General features: G+C 72.5%; 17 protein-coding genes. 13 read left to right on the forward strand and 4 right to left on the reverse strand.

Annotated features, from left to right (window positions below; genetic code table 11):
- Positions 1 to 4: 4 nt before the first annotated feature.
- Together AC0OLQ_RS20725 and AC0OLQ_RS20730 are read right to left on the reverse strand one after the other, a co-directional pair.
- Positions 5 to 799: an amino acid ABC transporter permease gene (locus tag AC0OLQ_RS20725; protein WP_357341667.1), complete on the reverse strand. Its 795-nt coding sequence runs from the start codon at positions 797 to 799 to the stop codon at positions 5 to 7.
- An 82-nt stretch (positions 800 to 881) separates the two neighbouring features.
- The gene (locus AC0OLQ_RS20730) at positions 882 to 1,700 is read right to left on the reverse strand and encodes a basic amino acid ABC transporter substrate-binding protein (RefSeq protein ID WP_357341666.1); all 819 of its coding nucleotides are present in this window, start codon (positions 1,698 to 1,700) and stop codon (positions 882 to 884) included.
- A gap of 215 nt (positions 1,701 to 1,915) precedes the next feature.
- Between AC0OLQ_RS20730 and AC0OLQ_RS20735 the strand changes: the two genes are divergently transcribed.
- The 3 genes from AC0OLQ_RS20735 to AC0OLQ_RS20745 all read left to right on the forward strand — a co-directional run bounded on the left by AC0OLQ_RS20735 (position 1,916) and on the right by AC0OLQ_RS20745 (position 5,028).
- Positions 1,916 to 2,515 (forward strand): TetR/AcrR family transcriptional regulator, encoded by a 600-nt coding sequence (locus tag AC0OLQ_RS20735; RefSeq protein WP_484527602.1) that lies wholly within the window; start codon positions 1,916 to 1,918, stop codon positions 2,513 to 2,515.
- Positions 2,512 to 4,140, forward strand: a complete 1,629-nt coding sequence (locus tag AC0OLQ_RS20740) for an acyl-CoA dehydrogenase family protein (protein WP_484527603.1) — start codon at positions 2,512 to 2,514, stop codon at positions 4,138 to 4,140. The genes AC0OLQ_RS20735 and AC0OLQ_RS20740 overlap by 4 nt, the downstream gene beginning before the upstream one ends.
- A gap of 72 nt (positions 4,141 to 4,212) precedes the next feature.
- Positions 4,213 to 5,028, forward strand: a complete 816-nt coding sequence (locus AC0OLQ_RS20745; protein WP_484527604.1) for a hypothetical protein — start codon at positions 4,213 to 4,215, stop codon at positions 5,026 to 5,028.
- A gap of 39 nt (positions 5,029 to 5,067) precedes the next feature.
- Here AC0OLQ_RS20745 and AC0OLQ_RS20750 read toward each other — a convergent pair whose 3' ends face one another.
- Positions 5,068 to 5,667 (reverse strand): TetR-type transcription factor C-terminal domain-containing protein, encoded by a 600-nt coding sequence (locus tag AC0OLQ_RS20750; protein WP_484527605.1) that lies wholly within the window; start codon positions 5,665 to 5,667, stop codon positions 5,068 to 5,070.
- A gap of 142 nt (positions 5,668 to 5,809) precedes the next feature.
- Between AC0OLQ_RS20750 and AC0OLQ_RS20755 the strand changes: the two genes are divergently transcribed.
- From AC0OLQ_RS20755 to AC0OLQ_RS20795, 9 genes are read left to right on the forward strand one after another with little or no spacing between them, the layout of a single operon-like run.
- Positions 5,810 to 6,574 carry an SDR family oxidoreductase gene (locus tag AC0OLQ_RS20755; RefSeq protein WP_484527606.1) on the forward strand — a complete coding sequence of 255 codons (765 nt, stop codon included), beginning with the start codon at positions 5,810 to 5,812 and terminating at the stop codon, positions 6,572 to 6,574.
- Positions 6,574 to 7,356 carry an SDR family oxidoreductase gene (locus tag AC0OLQ_RS20760; RefSeq protein WP_484527607.1) on the forward strand — a complete coding sequence of 261 codons (783 nt, stop codon included), beginning with the start codon at positions 6,574 to 6,576 and terminating at the stop codon, positions 7,354 to 7,356. The genes AC0OLQ_RS20755 and AC0OLQ_RS20760 overlap by 1 nt, the downstream gene beginning before the upstream one ends.
- Positions 7,353 to 8,336, forward strand: coding sequence for an NADPH:quinone oxidoreductase family protein (locus AC0OLQ_RS20765; protein WP_484527608.1), 984 nt, complete (start codon positions 7,353 to 7,355; stop codon positions 8,334 to 8,336). Before AC0OLQ_RS20760 ends, AC0OLQ_RS20765 begins: the two co-directional genes overlap by 4 nt.
- On the forward strand, positions 8,333 to 9,025 hold the full coding sequence (locus AC0OLQ_RS20770) for an HAD family hydrolase (RefSeq protein ID WP_484527609.1): 693 nt from the start codon (positions 8,333 to 8,335) through the stop codon (positions 9,023 to 9,025). The genes AC0OLQ_RS20765 and AC0OLQ_RS20770 overlap by 4 nt, the downstream gene beginning before the upstream one ends.
- A 6-nt stretch (positions 9,026 to 9,031) precedes the next feature.
- Entirely contained in the window at positions 9,032 to 9,787 is a 756-nt protein-coding gene (gene fabG / locus AC0OLQ_RS20775) for a 3-oxoacyl-ACP reductase FabG (protein ID WP_484527610.1), read from the forward strand.
- 17 nt (positions 9,788 to 9,804) lie between these two features.
- Positions 9,805 to 10,257 (forward strand): MaoC family dehydratase, encoded by a 453-nt coding sequence (locus tag AC0OLQ_RS20780; RefSeq protein WP_484527611.1) that lies wholly within the window; start codon positions 9,805 to 9,807, stop codon positions 10,255 to 10,257.
- Positions 10,254 to 11,282, forward strand: coding sequence for a phosphotransferase family protein (locus AC0OLQ_RS20785; protein ID WP_484527612.1), 1,029 nt, complete (start codon positions 10,254 to 10,256; stop codon positions 11,280 to 11,282). Before AC0OLQ_RS20780 ends, AC0OLQ_RS20785 begins: the two co-directional genes overlap by 4 nt.
- Positions 11,282 to 12,532 (forward strand): acyl-CoA dehydrogenase family protein, encoded by a 1,251-nt coding sequence (locus tag AC0OLQ_RS20790; RefSeq protein WP_484527613.1) that lies wholly within the window; start codon positions 11,282 to 11,284, stop codon positions 12,530 to 12,532. Before AC0OLQ_RS20785 ends, AC0OLQ_RS20790 begins: the two co-directional genes overlap by 1 nt.
- Before the next feature lie 10 nt (positions 12,533 to 12,542).
- Positions 12,543 to 13,787, forward strand: coding sequence for a MalY/PatB family protein (locus tag AC0OLQ_RS20795; protein WP_484527614.1), 1,245 nt, complete (start codon positions 12,543 to 12,545; stop codon positions 13,785 to 13,787).
- Between the two features lie 152 nt (positions 13,788 to 13,939).
- On the opposite strand, the gene AC0OLQ_RS20800 is transcribed toward AC0OLQ_RS20795, so the two are convergent.
- Positions 13,940 to 14,302, reverse strand: a complete 363-nt coding sequence (locus AC0OLQ_RS20800; RefSeq protein ID WP_484527615.1) for an STAS domain-containing protein — start codon at positions 14,300 to 14,302, stop codon at positions 13,940 to 13,942.
- Between the two features lie 261 nt (positions 14,303 to 14,563).
- Here AC0OLQ_RS20800 and AC0OLQ_RS20805 point away from each other — a divergent pair, with 261 nt between their 5' ends.
- Entirely contained in the window at positions 14,564 to 15,316 is a 753-nt protein-coding gene (locus tag AC0OLQ_RS20805) for a GAF and ANTAR domain-containing protein (RefSeq protein WP_484527616.1), read from the forward strand.
- Positions 15,317 to 15,326 lie beyond the last annotated feature (10 nt).

Raw genomic sequence — 15,326 nt, forward strand, 5'->3', positions numbered from 1 at the left:
GGGATCACCGAGCCTTGGCGTAGCGGAGTTCGAGGCGGCGTACCACCTGGGACAGCGGCAGGGTGATGACCAGGTAGGTGAGGCCGGCCACCAGCAGCGGGGTGGCGTTCACCCGGTCGTTGAGCGTGTCCCGGCCGAACTTGGTCACCTCGATGGTCTGCGCCGTCACGCCGAGCACGTAGGCGAGCGACGAGTCCTTGGTGAGCAGGATGAGTTCGTTGGTCAGCGGCGGGATCACGATCCGGAACGCCTGCGGGATGACGATCGTGCGCATCGCCGTGAAGTGCGACATGCCCAGGGTGCGCGCCGCCTCCATCTGCCCCTTCGGCACGGCCTGGATGCCGGCCCGGATGGTCTCGGCCATGTACGCCGCGGCGGTCAGCCCGAGACCGATCGTGATCGACCCGAACACGCCGCCCGGAATCTCCCGCTCCGGAAAGGCGATGGGGATGCCGTACCCGACCAGGAAGAGCACCAGCAGCGCCGGCAGGCCGCGGAACAGCTCGATGTACGCGGTCGCCACCCACCGGTACGGAGCCACCCGGGACAGCCGCATCAACGCGAGGACGGTGCCGAAGATCAGGCCGAAGGCGAACGCGCCCAGCGTGTAGAGGATCGTGTTGCGCAGCGCGACGGTGATGATCGTCGGGAACATCGACTCGATGATGTCGACGCGGAAGAACGCTTCCCTCAGCCGGCCCCAGTCGGCCGCGACGATCACCACGGCGATGACTGCCACGAAGGCCAGGTACTGGAGCCAGAGGGACAGCCGCTCACGTTGGCGGCGTCGCAGCTTCACGGTTGGGCGCTCCTTGAGAGGTGCGGGGGTTGCCGACGCGGAGGGCGCGCGCGGGGCGCGCGCCCTCCGGCCGGGCGGTGGATCAGGCGTTCGGCTTCTTGCCGATCCACTTCTCGTAGATCGAGTCGTAGGTGCCGTCCTGCTTCGCCTTGGCGAGCACCTCGTTGATCTTCTTGAGCAGCTCCGGGTTGCCGTCCTTCTTCACCGAGAAGCCGTACTGCTCACCGGTGTCGAACTCGGCGGTCACCTCGAAGCCGCCCGGGTGCTCCTTGATGTACTCGGTCCAGACCGGCAGGTCGTTGACGGCGGCCTCGATCTGACCGTTGGCCAGGGCCTGCTGCTCGGCGGCGAGGTCCTCGAACTCGACGAGCTTGAGGCCCTTCTCCTGCTCGAACTTCTTGGCGTAGTCGCGGCCGGTGGTCGCGGACTGGACGCCGACCTTCTTGCCCCTGAGGTCGTCGAGCGACTTGTACGCCTTGCCGGTCTTGACGAGCAGGGCCTGGGTCGCGTCGAAGTACGGGTCGGAGAAGTTCATCACCTTCTGCCGTTCCTCGGTGATCGTCATGCCGGCGGCGGCCGCGTCGCACTTGCCGGTGTTCAGGTCCTGACCGGACTTGATCCCCTCGAACGGCGTGTCGACGATCGTCTGCTCGACGCCCAGGTCCTTGGCGACCAGGTCCATCACGTCGACGTCGAACCCGACCACCTTGCCGCCGGCGTCCTTGGACTGGAACGGCGCGTACGGCAGGTGGGTGCAGACGGTGAGCTTGCCCTTCTCGACGAGCTTGACCCCGCTCGCCTGGGTCTCGCCGTCCTCCTTCTTGGCGCATCCCGCGCTCGCCGCGAGGGCGGCGATCGCCACGATGAGGCCGGCCTTGCGGACTGCGCTCTGGAAAGTCACGGGCGGTGTCCCTCCGATCGACCCCGGCATGACAGGCAGCCAGGGCTGGTGCAAAGACGATGTGACAGGGGACGGTACCCGATCGGAGGAGCCGCACCAAGATCGTCACGGGGTCCCGCGCCCAAGCTGTGACCGTTCCCGCCGGTGAACCCGGCACCCGGCACGCAACCGGGCGCACCTTGCGGGCAAGGACTGAATGATGGTTCACTTCTTCCGTGGCCTACCGGAGCACCGAGCGGGTGAAGGCTCGGCTGAGCGCCTCGCGCGAGCGGATCATCGCGGCCGCGCTGGAGATCATGGCCCGGCACGGCTACGCCGGCTGCTCGGTCGCCGCCGTCGCCGAACGCGCCGGCGTCGCCACCGGCAGCGTCTACCGCCACTTCCCCACCAAGGCCCACCTCTTCGCCGAGGTCTTCCGCACCGCCTCCCAGCGCGAGGTCGACGCGGTGGCCCGCGCCGCGGCACGGCAGGCCACCGTCGCCGCGCAGGTGGCGGCCGTCGTCGAGACGTTCGCCGGCCGCGCGCTGCAGTCCCCGCGGTTGGCGTACGCGCTGCTCGCCGAGCCGGTCGACCCGGCGGTCGACGCTGAGCGGCTCACCTTCCGCCGCGCCTACGCCGACCTGATCGCCGGCCACGTCGCGGCGGGGGTGGCGAGCGGCGAACTGCCCCCGCAGGACCCCGAGTTGACCTCGACCGCCGTGGTCGGCGCCCTGGCCGAGGCCATGGTCGGTCCGCTGGCCGCCGGGGTCGCCGGCCCGGGCACCATCCCGGGCCTGATCAGGTTCATCCACCGCGCCCTTGGAGTGTCGCCGTGACCACACACGAGGTCCTCAACCAGGTTCCCCCGCTGACCGGCTACGACGCGGCGGACGACCCGGCACTGCTCGACGGGCTGGACCGGGAGGGCGCCGGCTGGGCCGCCGCCGAGGTGCACGAACTCGGCCGCCTCGGCGGCGCCGCGCCGGCGATCGAGCACGGGCGGCTGGCGAACGAGCACCCGCCGGTCCTGCGCACCCACGACCGCTACGGCCACCGGATCGACGAGGTGGAGTTCCACCCGGCCTGGCACGATCTGATGCGCACCGCGGTCACCCACGGCCTGCACGCCGCACCGTGGGCCGACGGCCGGCCGGGCGCACACGTGGCCCGGGCGGCCAAGTTCTACGTCTGGCGCCCGGACGCCGGCCACGGCTGCCCGATCTCGATGACCTACGCGGCCGTGCCGGCACTGCGGCACAGCCCGGAACTGGCCGCGCGCTACGAGCCGCTGCTCACCGCGAAGGCGTACGACTTCGGGCTGCGTCCGCCGCTGGCCAAGCGGGGGCTGCTGGCCGGCATGTCGATGACGGAGAAGCAGGGCGGGTCGGACGTGCGCGCCAACACCACGGTGGCGCGCCCCGACCCGGACGGCACCTACCGGCTCCTCGGGCACAAGTGGTTCACGTCGGCGCCGATGTGCGACGTCTTCCTGACCCTCGCGCAGGCGCCGGGCGGGCTGACCTGCTTCCTCGTCCCGCGGGTCCTGCCCGACGGCACTCGCAACCCGATGCGGCTGATGCGCCTCAAGGACAAGCTCGGCAACCGGTCCAACGCCTCGGCGGAGATCGAGTACGAGCACGCGGTCGCCTGGAGGGTCGGCGACGAGGGCCGCGGCGTGCGCACGATCATCGACATGGTCAACCTGACCCGGCTCGACTGCGTCATCGGCGCGGCGGCCGGAATGCGCCAGGGGGTGCTCACCGCCGTCCACCACGCCACCCACCGGCGCGCCTTCGACCGGTACCTCGTCGACCAGCCGCTGATGCGCAACGTGCTGGCCGACCTGGCGGTCGAGTCCGAGGCCGCCACCGTGCTCATGATGCGGCTGGCCGGAGCGACGGACCGGTCGGCGCGCGGCGACGCCGGCGAGACGGCGTTCAAGCGGCTCGCCCTCGCCGTCGGCAAGTACTGGGTGTGCAAGCGCTGGCCGGCACACGCCGCCGAGGCCCTCGAATGCCTGGGCGGCAACGGCTACGTCGAGGAGTCGGGCATGCCGCGGCTGTTCCGCGAGTCTCCGCTGAACTCGATCTGGGAGGGCTCCGGCAACGTCGCCGCGCTGGACGTGCTGCGCGCCGTCGCCCGGGAGCCCCAGGTCATGGAGGCGTTCCGGGCCGAGGTGACCGCCACCGCGGGCGCGGACGCGCGACTGGACGCCGCGGTGCGCCAGGTGCGGGCCGACTTGGCCGACCACGCCGACCTCGAACTGCGGGCCCGCCGGGTCGTCGAGCGGCTCGCGCTGGTCCTGCAGGGCGCGCTGCTGGTGCGGCACGGCCACCCGGCCGTCGCCGACGCCTTCTGCGCCTCCCGCCTCGGCGGCGACCACGGCCAGGCGTTCGGCACCCTGCCCGGCGGGGTCGACTTCGCCACGATCATCTCCCGCGCCGCACCGAAGCTGGGCTGACCGGGAAGCGGGATTGTCAGATCGAAGTACAACGATGTAGGTTTCCGCCAGGCGCGAGCTGAGGAGTGGCGGATGTCTCGATGGCGTGACGTGACCCGGTCCGCGATGGTGCTGGCCGCCGTTCTGGCGGTGACCGCACTGATCGCCCCCTCCCCCGCCGCCGCGTGGGGATACGGGGTCAACCGGGTGCAGACCGCGGCCGAGGACTCATGGGCGCAGACCGGCATGGGACCCGGCTGGGTGCTGCTGAGCTACAAGGCCAACGGGCCGATGGTCGGCTACCTCTTCGCCCGCGACTTCGTCTTCGCCGACGGCGCCGTCAAGTCCAGCTTCGACCACATGGACATCCGCGACACCGGCGACGCCAGCGCCGGCAACACCGAGGGCATCACGCGCTGGCCCTGGGGCTACGCCGGCGGCAGCTTCGACGGGTGCGCCTACGCCTACGGCACGCGCAAGTTCGCCATCGAGCGCACCGGGTTCATGTCCTCGAGCTGCGCCGGCGGCCCCAACGTGGTCGGCTCCAGCAACGCCGACGGCTCCCCAGACCAGCTGCGCTGGTGGCACTCCGAGCAGGTCTTCTGCACCGCCAACGGCGTCGACCCGCTGTGCAGCCCCTACGGGGTGTGGAGCGAGAACAAGGGCGGCGGGCTCAAGGCCACCACCGCCCGCACGACCTGCGGCGCGTACGGCAACATCGGCGCCGCCGCGGCGTACGGGTCAGGACCCGCCGTCGCCGTTCACCCGCTCGGCACCGCCCCCGCCGGCGCGCAGATCGACATCCGGTACGTCACCAAGGACCGTCAGTGGATCATGGCGAAGTGGCACGGGAACCGGTTCGCCGCCGGCATCGCCTGGGCGTTCATGCCCCGATCCTGCGTGTGGTGACCTGCCACCCGGCTCGTTTTGACCGCGTCGACGTGTCGCTCAGCGGGCGCCGACGATCCGCAGCGCCATCTCGGCGTACCGGGCGGCGATGTACTCGGGGACCAGGTCGCCGCCGTCCCGATACCACCGGCCCACGTCGACGCCGAGGGAGAGCAGGGCGGCGGCCGCCATCCGTGGATCCGGGGTCTCGAAGACCCCGGCGGTGACACCCGCCTCCACGAGCTGCCGGATCGCCTGCTCGATGTGGTGGCGGATCTCGCGGATCTCGGCCAGGTGCGCGGGGCTGAGCGCCGCCAGCTCGTAGTTCACCACCCGGGTGGTGGTGTGGTCGCGGGCGTGGGTCACGACGAAGTCGTGGACCACCCGCCGCAGCGCCGTGGCCGGGTCGGCGGAGGACGCCGCGGCCTCCCGCACCAGCCGCAGCACGTGCTCGTGCCCGGACCGCGAGATCAGGTAGAGCAGTTCCTCCTTGGACTTGTGATGCACGTAGAGCGCGGCGGGGCTCAGCCCGGCCGCGGCCGCGATGTCGCGGGTCGTCGTGCCGTGAAAGCCCCGCTCGGCGAACGCGGTGACGGCCGCGTCGAGCAGCCGGGCGCGGGTCGCGTCGGCGCGGGACTGCTCGGCGCTGTCGGTCACCACGCGTCCACCTTCCCTCCTGAGCCTCGGCCGGCATTGATACCACAGCCAACCGGGCGAACCTGTTGACGACGCCCACCGGGCTGTCGCACACTCCCTCAGACACATCCTAAGCAAGCGCTTAGTAACTGCGGAGGGGGTGGCCGTGTCGGAGGCTGCGTCGACCAGATTCGCCGGCCGTACGGCGATCGTCACCGGTGCCAGCCGCGGCATCGGCCTGGCCATCGCCGAACGGCTGGTCGCCGACGGCGCCAGGGTGGTGATCACGGCACGCCGGCCGGAGGCGCTGGACCAGGCGGTCGCCCGGCTCGGCGCCGCGCACGCGGTCGGCGTCGCCGGCCACGCCGACGATCCCGACCACCAGGCCGAGGTGGTGAGCCGGGCGGTCGACACCTTCGGCAGCGCGGACTTCCTGGTCAACAACACCGGCATCAACCCGGCGTACGGGCCGTTGGTCGATCTCGACCTCGGCGCGGCCCGCAAGGTCTTCGAGGTGAACTGCCTCGCCGCCCTGTCGTGGGTCCAACAGGTCCACCGGGGCTGGATGGCCGAGCACGGCGGCGCCGTCGTTAACGTCTCCTCGGTGGCCGGCGTCCGGCCGGCGTCGGGCATCGGCTTCTACGGCGCCAGCAAGGCGATGCTGACCCACCTCACCCAGCAACTCGCCGTCGAGCTGGGACCGGACGTCCGGGTGAACGCCGTGGCCCCGGCCGTGGTGAAGACGAAGTTCGCCACCGCGCTCTACGAGGGCCGCGAGGAGCAGGTCGCGGCCGCGTACCCGCTCAAGCGGCTCGGCGCCCCCACGGACGTCGGGAGCGTCGTCGCGTTCCTGCTCTCCGCGGACGCCGCCTGGATCACCGGCCAACTGCTCGTCGTCGACGGCGGTCTCACCCTGACCGGAGGTGTCTGATGCCGGTACGGGATCGGGGCGTCGTCGTCACCGGCGCCGGGCACGGCATCGGCCGGGCGCTGGCCGCCCGACTCGCCGCCGAGGGAGCGCGAGTGGTGGTCAACGACCTCGACGCCGGCGCGGCCCGCCGGGTGGCCGAGGAGATCGGCGGCCACGCCGCTCCGGGCGACGCCGCCACCGAGCAGGGCGTCACCGCGCTGGTCGAGACGGCCCGGAGCCACCTGGGCGACGTCGACATCTGGTTCGGCAACGCCGGCATCGACCGCGGGCGCGGGCTGGACGCCGGCGAGGCGGAGTGGGCCGCCAGCCACGAGGTGAACGTCATGGCGCACGTGCGGGCCGCGCGACTGCTGATGCCCGCGTGGGTCGAGCGCGGCGCCGGCCGTTTCGTGGTGACCGCCTCCGCGGCCGGGCTTCTCACGACGCTCGGAAACCCGGTGTACGCGGTCAGCAAGCACGGCTGCGTCGCGTTCGCGGAGTGGCTCTCGGCCACCTACCGGCATCGCGGGATCGTGGTGCAGGCCATCTGCCCGCAGGGCGTGCAAACCCGGATGCTGGAGCACGCCGGGCCGCTGCGGGAACTGATCAGCCGCGACGGGGCCCTCACCCCGGAGGACGTGGCCGAGGTGACGTGGCAGGCCCTGCACGACGACCGGTTCCTGGTCCTGCCACATCCCCGGGTGGCCGACTACTACCGGCACCGCGCCGCCGACACCGACCGCTGGCTGACGGGCATGAACACGCTCCAGCGACAGCTCGAGGACCAGGGGGCGCTCCGATGAAGGCATGGCGGGTGGCGGCGCTCGGCGAGCCCCTCGACGTGCTGCGGCTCGTCGAGGTGACCGACCCGGAGCCGGGCCCCGGGCAGCTCGTGGTGAAGGTGCTGGCCTGTCCGGCCAACTTCCCCGACGTCCTCATGTGCCGCGGCGAGTACCAGGTCAGGCCCGAGCTGCCGTTCACCCCGGGGGTCGAGCTGTGCGGCGACATCGTCGCGCTCGGCGCGGGTGTGGACGGATTCGCCCTCGGCGACCGGGTGCTCGGCGGCGCCACGCTGCCGTACGGCGGGTTCGGCGAGTACGCCCTGCTGGACGCGGCGACCACCTTCCCGGCGCCGGCGGCGCTCGACGACGCCGAAGCGGCCGCACTCTACATCGGCTACCAGACCGGCTGGTTCGGCCTGCACCGGCGGGCCGGGCTGCGCGCCGGCGAGACACTGCTGGTGCACGCGGCGGCGGGCGGCGTCGGCAGCGCGGCCGTCCAGCTCGGCAAGGCGGCCGGCGCCCGGGTGATCGGCGTGGTGGGTGGTCCGGAGAAGGCGGCGGTGGCCCGCGCACTGGGCGCCGACGTGGTCGTGGACCGGCGCGACGAGGACTTCGTCGAGGTGGTCCGGGCCGAGACCGGTGGCCGGGGCGCCGACGTCGTCTACGACCCGGTCGGCGGGGAGACCTACCAGCGGTCGACCAAGTGCGTCGCCTTCGAGGGCCGGATCCTGGTGGTCGGCTTCGCCGGGGGCCGGATCCAGTCCGCCGCGCTCAACCACGCCCTGGTCAAGAACTACTCGATCGTCGGCCTGCACTGGGGCCTCTACCACCGCCACGACCCGGCCGCCGTCGCCGAGTGCCATCGCGCCCTCACGGCGCTGGCTGCCCAGGGCGCCGTACGTCCCCTGGTCAGCGAGCGCCTCCCACTCGACGAGGTGGCCGCCGGGGTGCAGCGGCTCGCCGACGGCTCCACCGTCGGCCGGGTGGTGTACGTCCCGTGAGCGGCAACCAGGTGGAGGCCGTGGTCTTCGACTACGGCGGCGTGCTCACCGGGCCGGTGCGGGCGTCCATCGCGGCATGGCTGCGCGGCGACGGCATCGAGCCGGGGTCGTTCTCGCGCACGCTCAAGGCCTGGCTGTCCCGCGACGCCCCGGACGGCACGCCCATCCACCGGCTGGAGACCGGGGCGCTCAGCGTCGAGGAGTTCGACACCCTGCTCGCCGCCGAGCTCACCACGCTCGACGGGCGTCCCGTCGACCCGGTCGGGGTGCTGGGCCGGCTGTTCGCCGGGGTCCGCCCCGACCCGGCGATGATCGCCCTCGCGCGGCAGCTGCGTGACCTCGGCGTCCGCGTCGGGCTGCTCTCCAACAGCTGGGGCAACACCTACCCCCGGGAGCTGATCGACGGGCTCTTCGACCCGGTCGTCATCTCCGCCGAGGTCGGCCTGCGCAAGCCGCTCGCCGCGATCTACACCCTCACCCTGGACCGCCTCGGCCTGCCGGCCGACCGGGTGCTGTTCGTCGACGACGCCGAGCCGCACGTGCTCGGCGCCCGCGCGGTCGGCATGCGGGCGGTCTGGCACACCGACGCCGACAGCACCCGGGCCGCGCTCGCCGAGGTGATCCCCGCCCTGCCGCCGGCGCCGCACCCCGGTGCCGACCTGCCACATCCCCACCCACCGAGGAGTTGACCGCACATGACCATCACCCGCACCGCCGTCGTCACCGGAGCGGCCCGTGGCATCGGGGCCGGCGTCGCGAGGCGACTGGCCCGCGACGGCTTCGCCGTCGCCGTCGTCGACCTGGACGAGGCGGCGGGCCGGCCGGTCGTCGACGAGATCGAGGCCGCCGGCGGCCGGGCCGTGGCAGTCGGCGCCGACGTCGCCGACGAGCAGGCGGTACGGGCGGCCGTGGACCGGATCGCCGGGAAGCTGGCCGAGCCCACGGTCCTGGTCAACAACGCCGGCATCACCCGAGACAACCTGCTGTTCAAGATGACCGCCGACGACTGGGACGCGGTCATGGGCGTGCACCTGCGGGGCTCGTTCCTGATGACCCGGGCCGTACAGGGCTACATGACCAAGGCCGGTTGGGGCCGGATCGTCAACCTGTCCAGCACCTCCGCCCTGGGCAACCGCGGCCAGGCCAACTACGCGGCCGCGAAGGCGGGGCTGCAGGGCTTCACCAAGACCCTCGCCCTGGAACTCGGCAAGTTCGGGGTCACGGCGAACGCGATCGCCCCGGGCTTCATCGAGACCGAGATGACCGCGGCCACCGCGGCCCGGCTCGGCGTGCCGTTCGAGGAGTTCAAGCAGGCCGCCGCGGCACAGATCCCGGTCGCCCGCACCGGCACGCCGGAGGACATCGCGCACGCGGTGTCCTTCTTCGTCAGCGAGGCTGCCGGCTTCGTGTCGGGCCAGGTGCTGTACGTCGCCGGTGGGCCGAAGGCCTGAGTGGAGAGGCAGGGACGATGAAGGTCTTCCAGGGCATCGAGGAGCTGAGGCAGGCGGTCGGCACCCACCTCGGCTACTCCGGCTGGCACCGGATCACGCAGCAGCAGATCGACGCCTTCGCCGAGGCGACCGGTGACCACCAGTGGATCCACGTGGACCCGGTGCGGGCGGCCCGCAGCCCGTTCGGCGGCACCATCGCCCACGGCTACCTGACGCTGTCGCTGGTGCCGATGCTGGTCTGGCAGGTGTACCGGGTCGAGGGAGTGAGCATGGGCGTGAACTACGGCGCCAACAAGCTCCGCTTCCCCGCTCCGGTCCCCGTCGACTCGGAGGTACGGGCCGGAGTGGAGCTGCTGTCGCTGGTGCCCGGCGGCGGTGGCTACCAGTCGACCGCGAAGATGACCGTCGAGCTGGCGGGCGCCGGGAAGCCGGCCTGCGTCGTCGAGACCGTCAGCGTCCTGGTCCCGTGACCGCTCCGGCGCCGCAGGACCCGCCCGGCCTCGACCTGGCCCGGCTCGCCGACTGGTTCGCCGCCTCGGTGCCCGGGGCCGCGGGCCTGTCGACCGCCCGGCTGCTCGCCGGCGGGAAGTCCAACCTCACCTACGAGGTCGGTGACGGGCGGGCGACCTGGATCGTGCGGCGGCCGCCGCTGGGGCACGTGCTGTCGACCGCCCACGACATGGCCCGGGAGTACCGGGTCATGTCGGCGCTGCACGCCACCGACGTGCCGGTGCCGGCGACCTACGCGCTCTGTTCCGACATCGACGTGCTGGGCGCGCCGTTCTACGTGATGGAGCGGGTCACCGGCACGGCCTACCGGCAGGCGGCCGAACTGGAGCCGCTCGGCCCGGAACGCACCCGGGTCATCTCGACCCGGCTGGTCGACACGCTGGTCGCCCTGCACGCGGTCGACCCGGCGGCCGTGGGGTTGGCCGACTTCGGCCGGCCCGCGGGCTTCCTGGGTCGGCAGGTGCGGCGGTGGAAGAAGCAGCTCGACGCGTCGTACTGCCGGGACCTGCCGGCCGCCGACGAGCTGTACGCCCGCCTGGCGTCCGGCGTGCCGGCCGATTCGGCGCCGGGCATCGTGCACGGCGACTACCGCCTCGACAACGTCCTCGTCGACGACCGCGACCGACTCGCCGCGGTCATCGACTGGGAGATGGCCACGCTCGGCGACCCGCTCACGGACCTGGCGCTGCTGGTGCTCTACCAACGGCTCGGCCGGCTCGTCGGCGCCGTGGTGGCCGAGGCGTCGTCCGCGCCCGGCTTCCTGACCGAGGACGAGATCCTCGACCGGTACGCGGCCGCGAGCGGACGGGACCTCCCGCGACTCGGTTTCCATCTCGGCCTGGCGGCCTTCAAGCTGGCCGCGATCCTCGAGGGCATCCACTTCCGGCACCTGCGTGGCCAGACCGTCGGCGCCGGCTTCGAGCGGCTCGGCGAGGTCACCGAGCTGCTCCTCGACGCCGGCCTGACCTATCTCAAGGAGCACTGATGGACTTCACCCTGGACCCGCGGACCGAGGGGCTGCGCGACAACCTCCTGGACTTCATGGACCGCGAGATCCACCCGGCCGAACAGGTCTTCCACGAGCAGCTCGGTCAGCTCGGCGACCGCTGGGCCTGGGACTCGGTGCCGGTGCTGGCGCAGCTGCGCACCGCGGCGCGGAAGCGAGGGCTGTGGAACCTCTTCCTGCCCGGTGAGCACGGGGCCGGCCTGACCAATCTCCAGTACGCCCCGCTCGCCGAGATCACCGGACGGAGCCACCTGGCGCCCGCCGTGCTGAACTGCGCCGCTCCGGACACCGGCAACATGGAGGTGCTGGCGATGTTCGGCACCGCTCAGCAGCGGAAGCAGTGGCTGGAGCCGCTGCTGGACGCCCGGATCCGGTCGTCGTTCGCCATGACGGAGCCCGACGTGGCCTCCTCGGACGCCACGAACATCGCCACCCGGATCGAGCGGGACGGCGACCACTACGTGATCAACGGTCGCAAATGGTGGATCACCGGCGCGATGAACCCGAACGCGCGGATCTTCATCGTGATGGGCAAGACCGATCCGAACGCCGAGCGGCACCGCCAGCAGTCGATGGTGCTGGTCCCGCGGGCGACCCCGGGCGTGGAGATCACCCGGGGCATGGAGGTGCTGGGGTACGACGACCACGACCACGGCGGGCACGCCGAGCTGGCGTTCCACGACGTACGCGTGCCGGTCGAGAACCTGATCGGCGCCGAGGGCGACGGGTTCGCGATCGCGCAGGCCAGGCTGGGCCCGGGCCGCATCCACCACTGCATGCGCTCCATCGGCCTCGCCGAGCGGGCCGTCGAGCTGATGTGCGCCCGCGCCGAGCAGCGGGTGGCGTTCGGCCGGCCGCTGGCCGAGCAAGGCGTGATCCGCGAGTGGATCGCCGAGTCGCGGGTGCGCATCGAGCAGTTGCGCCTGCTGGTGCTCAAGACGGCCTGGCTGATGGACACCGTCGGCAACAAGGGCGCGCACACCGAGATCCAGGCCATCAAGATCGCCACCCCGGCGACCGTCCAGTGGATCCTGGACAAGGCCATCCAGGTGCACGGCGCCGCCGGGCTGTCCCAGGACTTCCCGCTGGCGAAGGCCTACGCCGGCATCCGCACCCTGCGGTTCGCCGACGGACCCGACGAGGTGCACCGCAACGCCCTGGCCCGTCACGAGTTGCGGCGCCAGGCTGCCGCGCGGCAGCGGAACGGCACCGGGCGTCAGACGGCCTAGGGTGGTGGGCATGGCAGGCCTCGCCCCCTCCGCCGACGGCTCCCCGGCCCGGAATCCGCTCACCGTGCTCACGCTGGCCGAGCTCCGGCAGCGCAGCAGCGTGAAGTGGCGCATGCATCCGCCCGACGTGCTGCCCCTCTGGGTCGCCGAGCAGGACGTACCCCTCGCCGCTCCGGTGGCCGACGCGCTGCGCCGCGCGATCGACCTCGGTGACACCGGCTACGCGCACGGCACGGCGTACGCCGAGGCGCTCGGCGAGTTCGCCGCCGGGCGCTGGGGCTGGCACGGCTTCCGCGTCGACCACACGGCGGTCGTTCCCGACGTGATGATGGGCATCGTCGAGGTGCTCCGGCTGGTGACCGACCCCGGCAACGCGGTGGTGGTCTGCTCCCCCGTCTACCCGCCCTTCTACGCCTTCGTCAGCCACGCCGGCCGGCAGGTGATCGAGGCGCCGCTCGGGCCCGACCTGCGGATGGACCCCGCCGCTCTGGACGAGGCGTTCCGCCGGGCCCGGGCCGCCGGCCGCCGGCCGGCGTTCCTGCTGTGCAACCCGCACAACCCGACCGGCGTGGTCCACCGCCGGGACGAGCTCGAGGCGGTCGCCGACCTGGCCGGCCGACACGGCGTACGGGTGATCTCCGACGAGATCCACGCCCCGCTGGTGCTTCCCGGGGCGCACTTCACCCCGTACCTCACGGTGTCCGGCGCCGAGAACGCGTTCGCCCTCGCCTCCGCCTCCAAGGCGTGGAACCTCGCCGGCCTCAAGGCGGCGCTCGCGGTCGCCGGGCCGCGGGCCGCCGCCGACCTGCGCCGCATGCCGGAAGAGGTCGGCCACGGCCCCAGTCACCTGGGCGTGCTCGCGCACACGGCCGCGTTCCGCACCGGCGGGCAGTGGCTCGACCTCCTCCTCGACGGGCTCGACGCCAACCGCACCCTGCTGGAGACCCTGGTGGCCAAGCACCTCCCGGCCGTCGTCTGCCACCGCCCCGAGGGCACCTACCTCGCCTGGCTGGACTGCACCCGGCTGGGCGTCGCCACCGACCAGCCGGCCGGCGAACCCGGCGTGGCCAGCGACCTCGCCGGGCCCGCGAGGATGTTCCTCGACGACGCGCGGGTCGCCCTCAGCTCCGGGCACGTCTTCGGCACCGGCGGGACCGGCTTCGTACGCCTCAACTTCGCCACCTCACCGGCGATCCTCACCGAGGCCGTCACCCGGATGGGCCGGGCCGTCGACGCGCGCCGTCCGCCGGCCTGAGCCCCGGCCCCCACCGAGGGCTGCCGGTGGCTCGGATCACCGGCGTTCCGCCGTTTCGGGCTGATCCACTCCGGGTATCACGCCACATGCCGGCGGGCCGGAGTCCGATGTGACCGCTGCCGTCCGCCGACAGACGTGGAGGGAAAGGCAGGTCACTCGGTGGTGAATTCGTCCTTGAGGCCGACGATGTCGAGGACCGCGACGGTGATCCGGGAGGGCCTGCGCACCACCAGGGTGCAGCCGGCCGAGCCGACCCGACGGCGGACCGTCAGCAGCGCGTTGACGCCGGCGGCGCAGAAGAAGGTCACCCCGCTCAGGTCGAGCACCAGCACCGCGGGCGGTCGGCCGGCCACCAGCCGGTCCACGAGGTCGACCAGCGGGTCGACGGTCGCCATGTCGAGCGGGCCCCCGACCTCCACCACCATCGCCGGGCCCTCCCCGGCGAGCGCCAGGGACAGGGACGACGGGCGGGTGTCTGCCGACGCCGCGTGATGCTGCGCGTGATGGACGGACATGAGGTGCTCCTCCCGGTGAGGATCTCCGGACCGGGTTGATGGCCGGGCTCACCGTCGGCGGCCCGGCACTGGTCCTGGGCTCATGTCCGAACCCACCTCGACCCTAGCCCCGTACCACCCCGATTGGCACCCTGCCGACCGGGGAAACGTGGGCTCCTCAGCAAGGAAGCACTGGCCGCCGCTCCCTCAGGGGCAGGCCAGAGCAGTGGCGTCACCTTCGGTCCAACCGAACGGGCACATGGAATTCAGGAGGTAGCAGTGGTGTCCGATGCTGCTGACCCGTCTCTGGCCTCGGCCTCCGGCCGACTGTTGGCCCTGCTCGCCGATTCGCCCCACGTCGACCGGTTCCTGGATCAGATCGTCCGGGTCGCGGTGGAGGTGGTCACCCCCGCCGTGGGGTGCGGGCTGACGGTGCGCCGGGACGGTGGAGCCTTCACCGTCGCGAGCAGCGGCCGCCTGGCCGCCCAGGGCGACGAGATCCAGTACGGGGCCGACGAGGGCCCCTGCCTCGAGGCCCTGCGCCAGGGGCAGGTCGTCGAGGTGTTCGACCTGCGCGAGGACGGACGCTGGAGCCGCTACCGGGAACACGCGCTCCGGCTCGGCATCGTCAGCTCGCTGTCGCTGCCGATGACGGTCGACCGGGAGACCGTCGGTGCGTTGAACCTCTACGCCACCCACCCGCGCGCCTTCACCGACCCGGCGCGCCGGCAGGCCCTGGCCTTCACCGACCAGGGGTCGGCGGCGCTGGGCGTCATCCTCCGCCAGGCCGACCAGGCCCTCCTGCATCAGCAACTCGCCGACGCGATGGCGTCCCGCAGCGTCATCGATCAGGCCCTCGGGGTGGTCATGGGCCAGCAGCGGTGCACCGCCACACAGGCCTTCACCCTGCTCCGGCAGGCGTCGCAGAACCGTAACCGCAAACTGCGCGATGTGGCCGTGGAGATCATCACCCAGGTCACCGGCGAGTTTCCCCAGCCGGCTCCCGGATTCGTGGCGCCCCGGCAAGGGTCCTGAGCGACGCACC

The organism is Micromonospora sp. Utrum1 (assembly GCF_057197805.1).

What these genes read in the sequence shown, in the direction of transcription:
- AC0OLQ_RS20745 (WP_484527604.1), top strand. Translation starts at nt 4,213, where the DNA reads ATGTCTCGATGGCGTGACGTGACCCGGTCCGCGATGGTGCTGGCCGCC.
- AC0OLQ_RS20760 (WP_484527607.1), top strand. Translation starts at nt 6,574, where the DNA reads ATGCCGGTACGGGATCGGGGCGTCGTCGTCACCGGCGCCGGGCACGGC.
- AC0OLQ_RS20765 (WP_484527608.1), top strand. Translation starts at nt 7,353, where the DNA reads ATGAAGGCATGGCGGGTGGCGGCGCTCGGCGAGCCCCTCGACGTGCTG.
- fabG (WP_484527610.1), top strand. Translation starts at nt 9,032, where the DNA reads ATGACCATCACCCGCACCGCCGTCGTCACCGGAGCGGCCCGTGGCATC.
- AC0OLQ_RS20780 (WP_484527611.1), top strand. Translation starts at nt 9,805, where the DNA reads ATGAAGGTCTTCCAGGGCATCGAGGAGCTGAGGCAGGCGGTCGGCACC.
- AC0OLQ_RS20790 (WP_484527613.1), top strand. Translation starts at nt 11,282, where the DNA reads ATGGACTTCACCCTGGACCCGCGGACCGAGGGGCTGCGCGACAACCTC.
- AC0OLQ_RS20795 (WP_484527614.1), top strand. Translation starts at nt 12,543, where the DNA reads ATGGCAGGCCTCGCCCCCTCCGCCGACGGCTCCCCGGCCCGGAATCCG.
- AC0OLQ_RS20800 (WP_484527615.1), bottom strand. Translation starts at nt 14,302, where the DNA reads ATGTCCGTCCATCACGCGCAGCATCACGCGGCGTCGGCAGACACCCGC.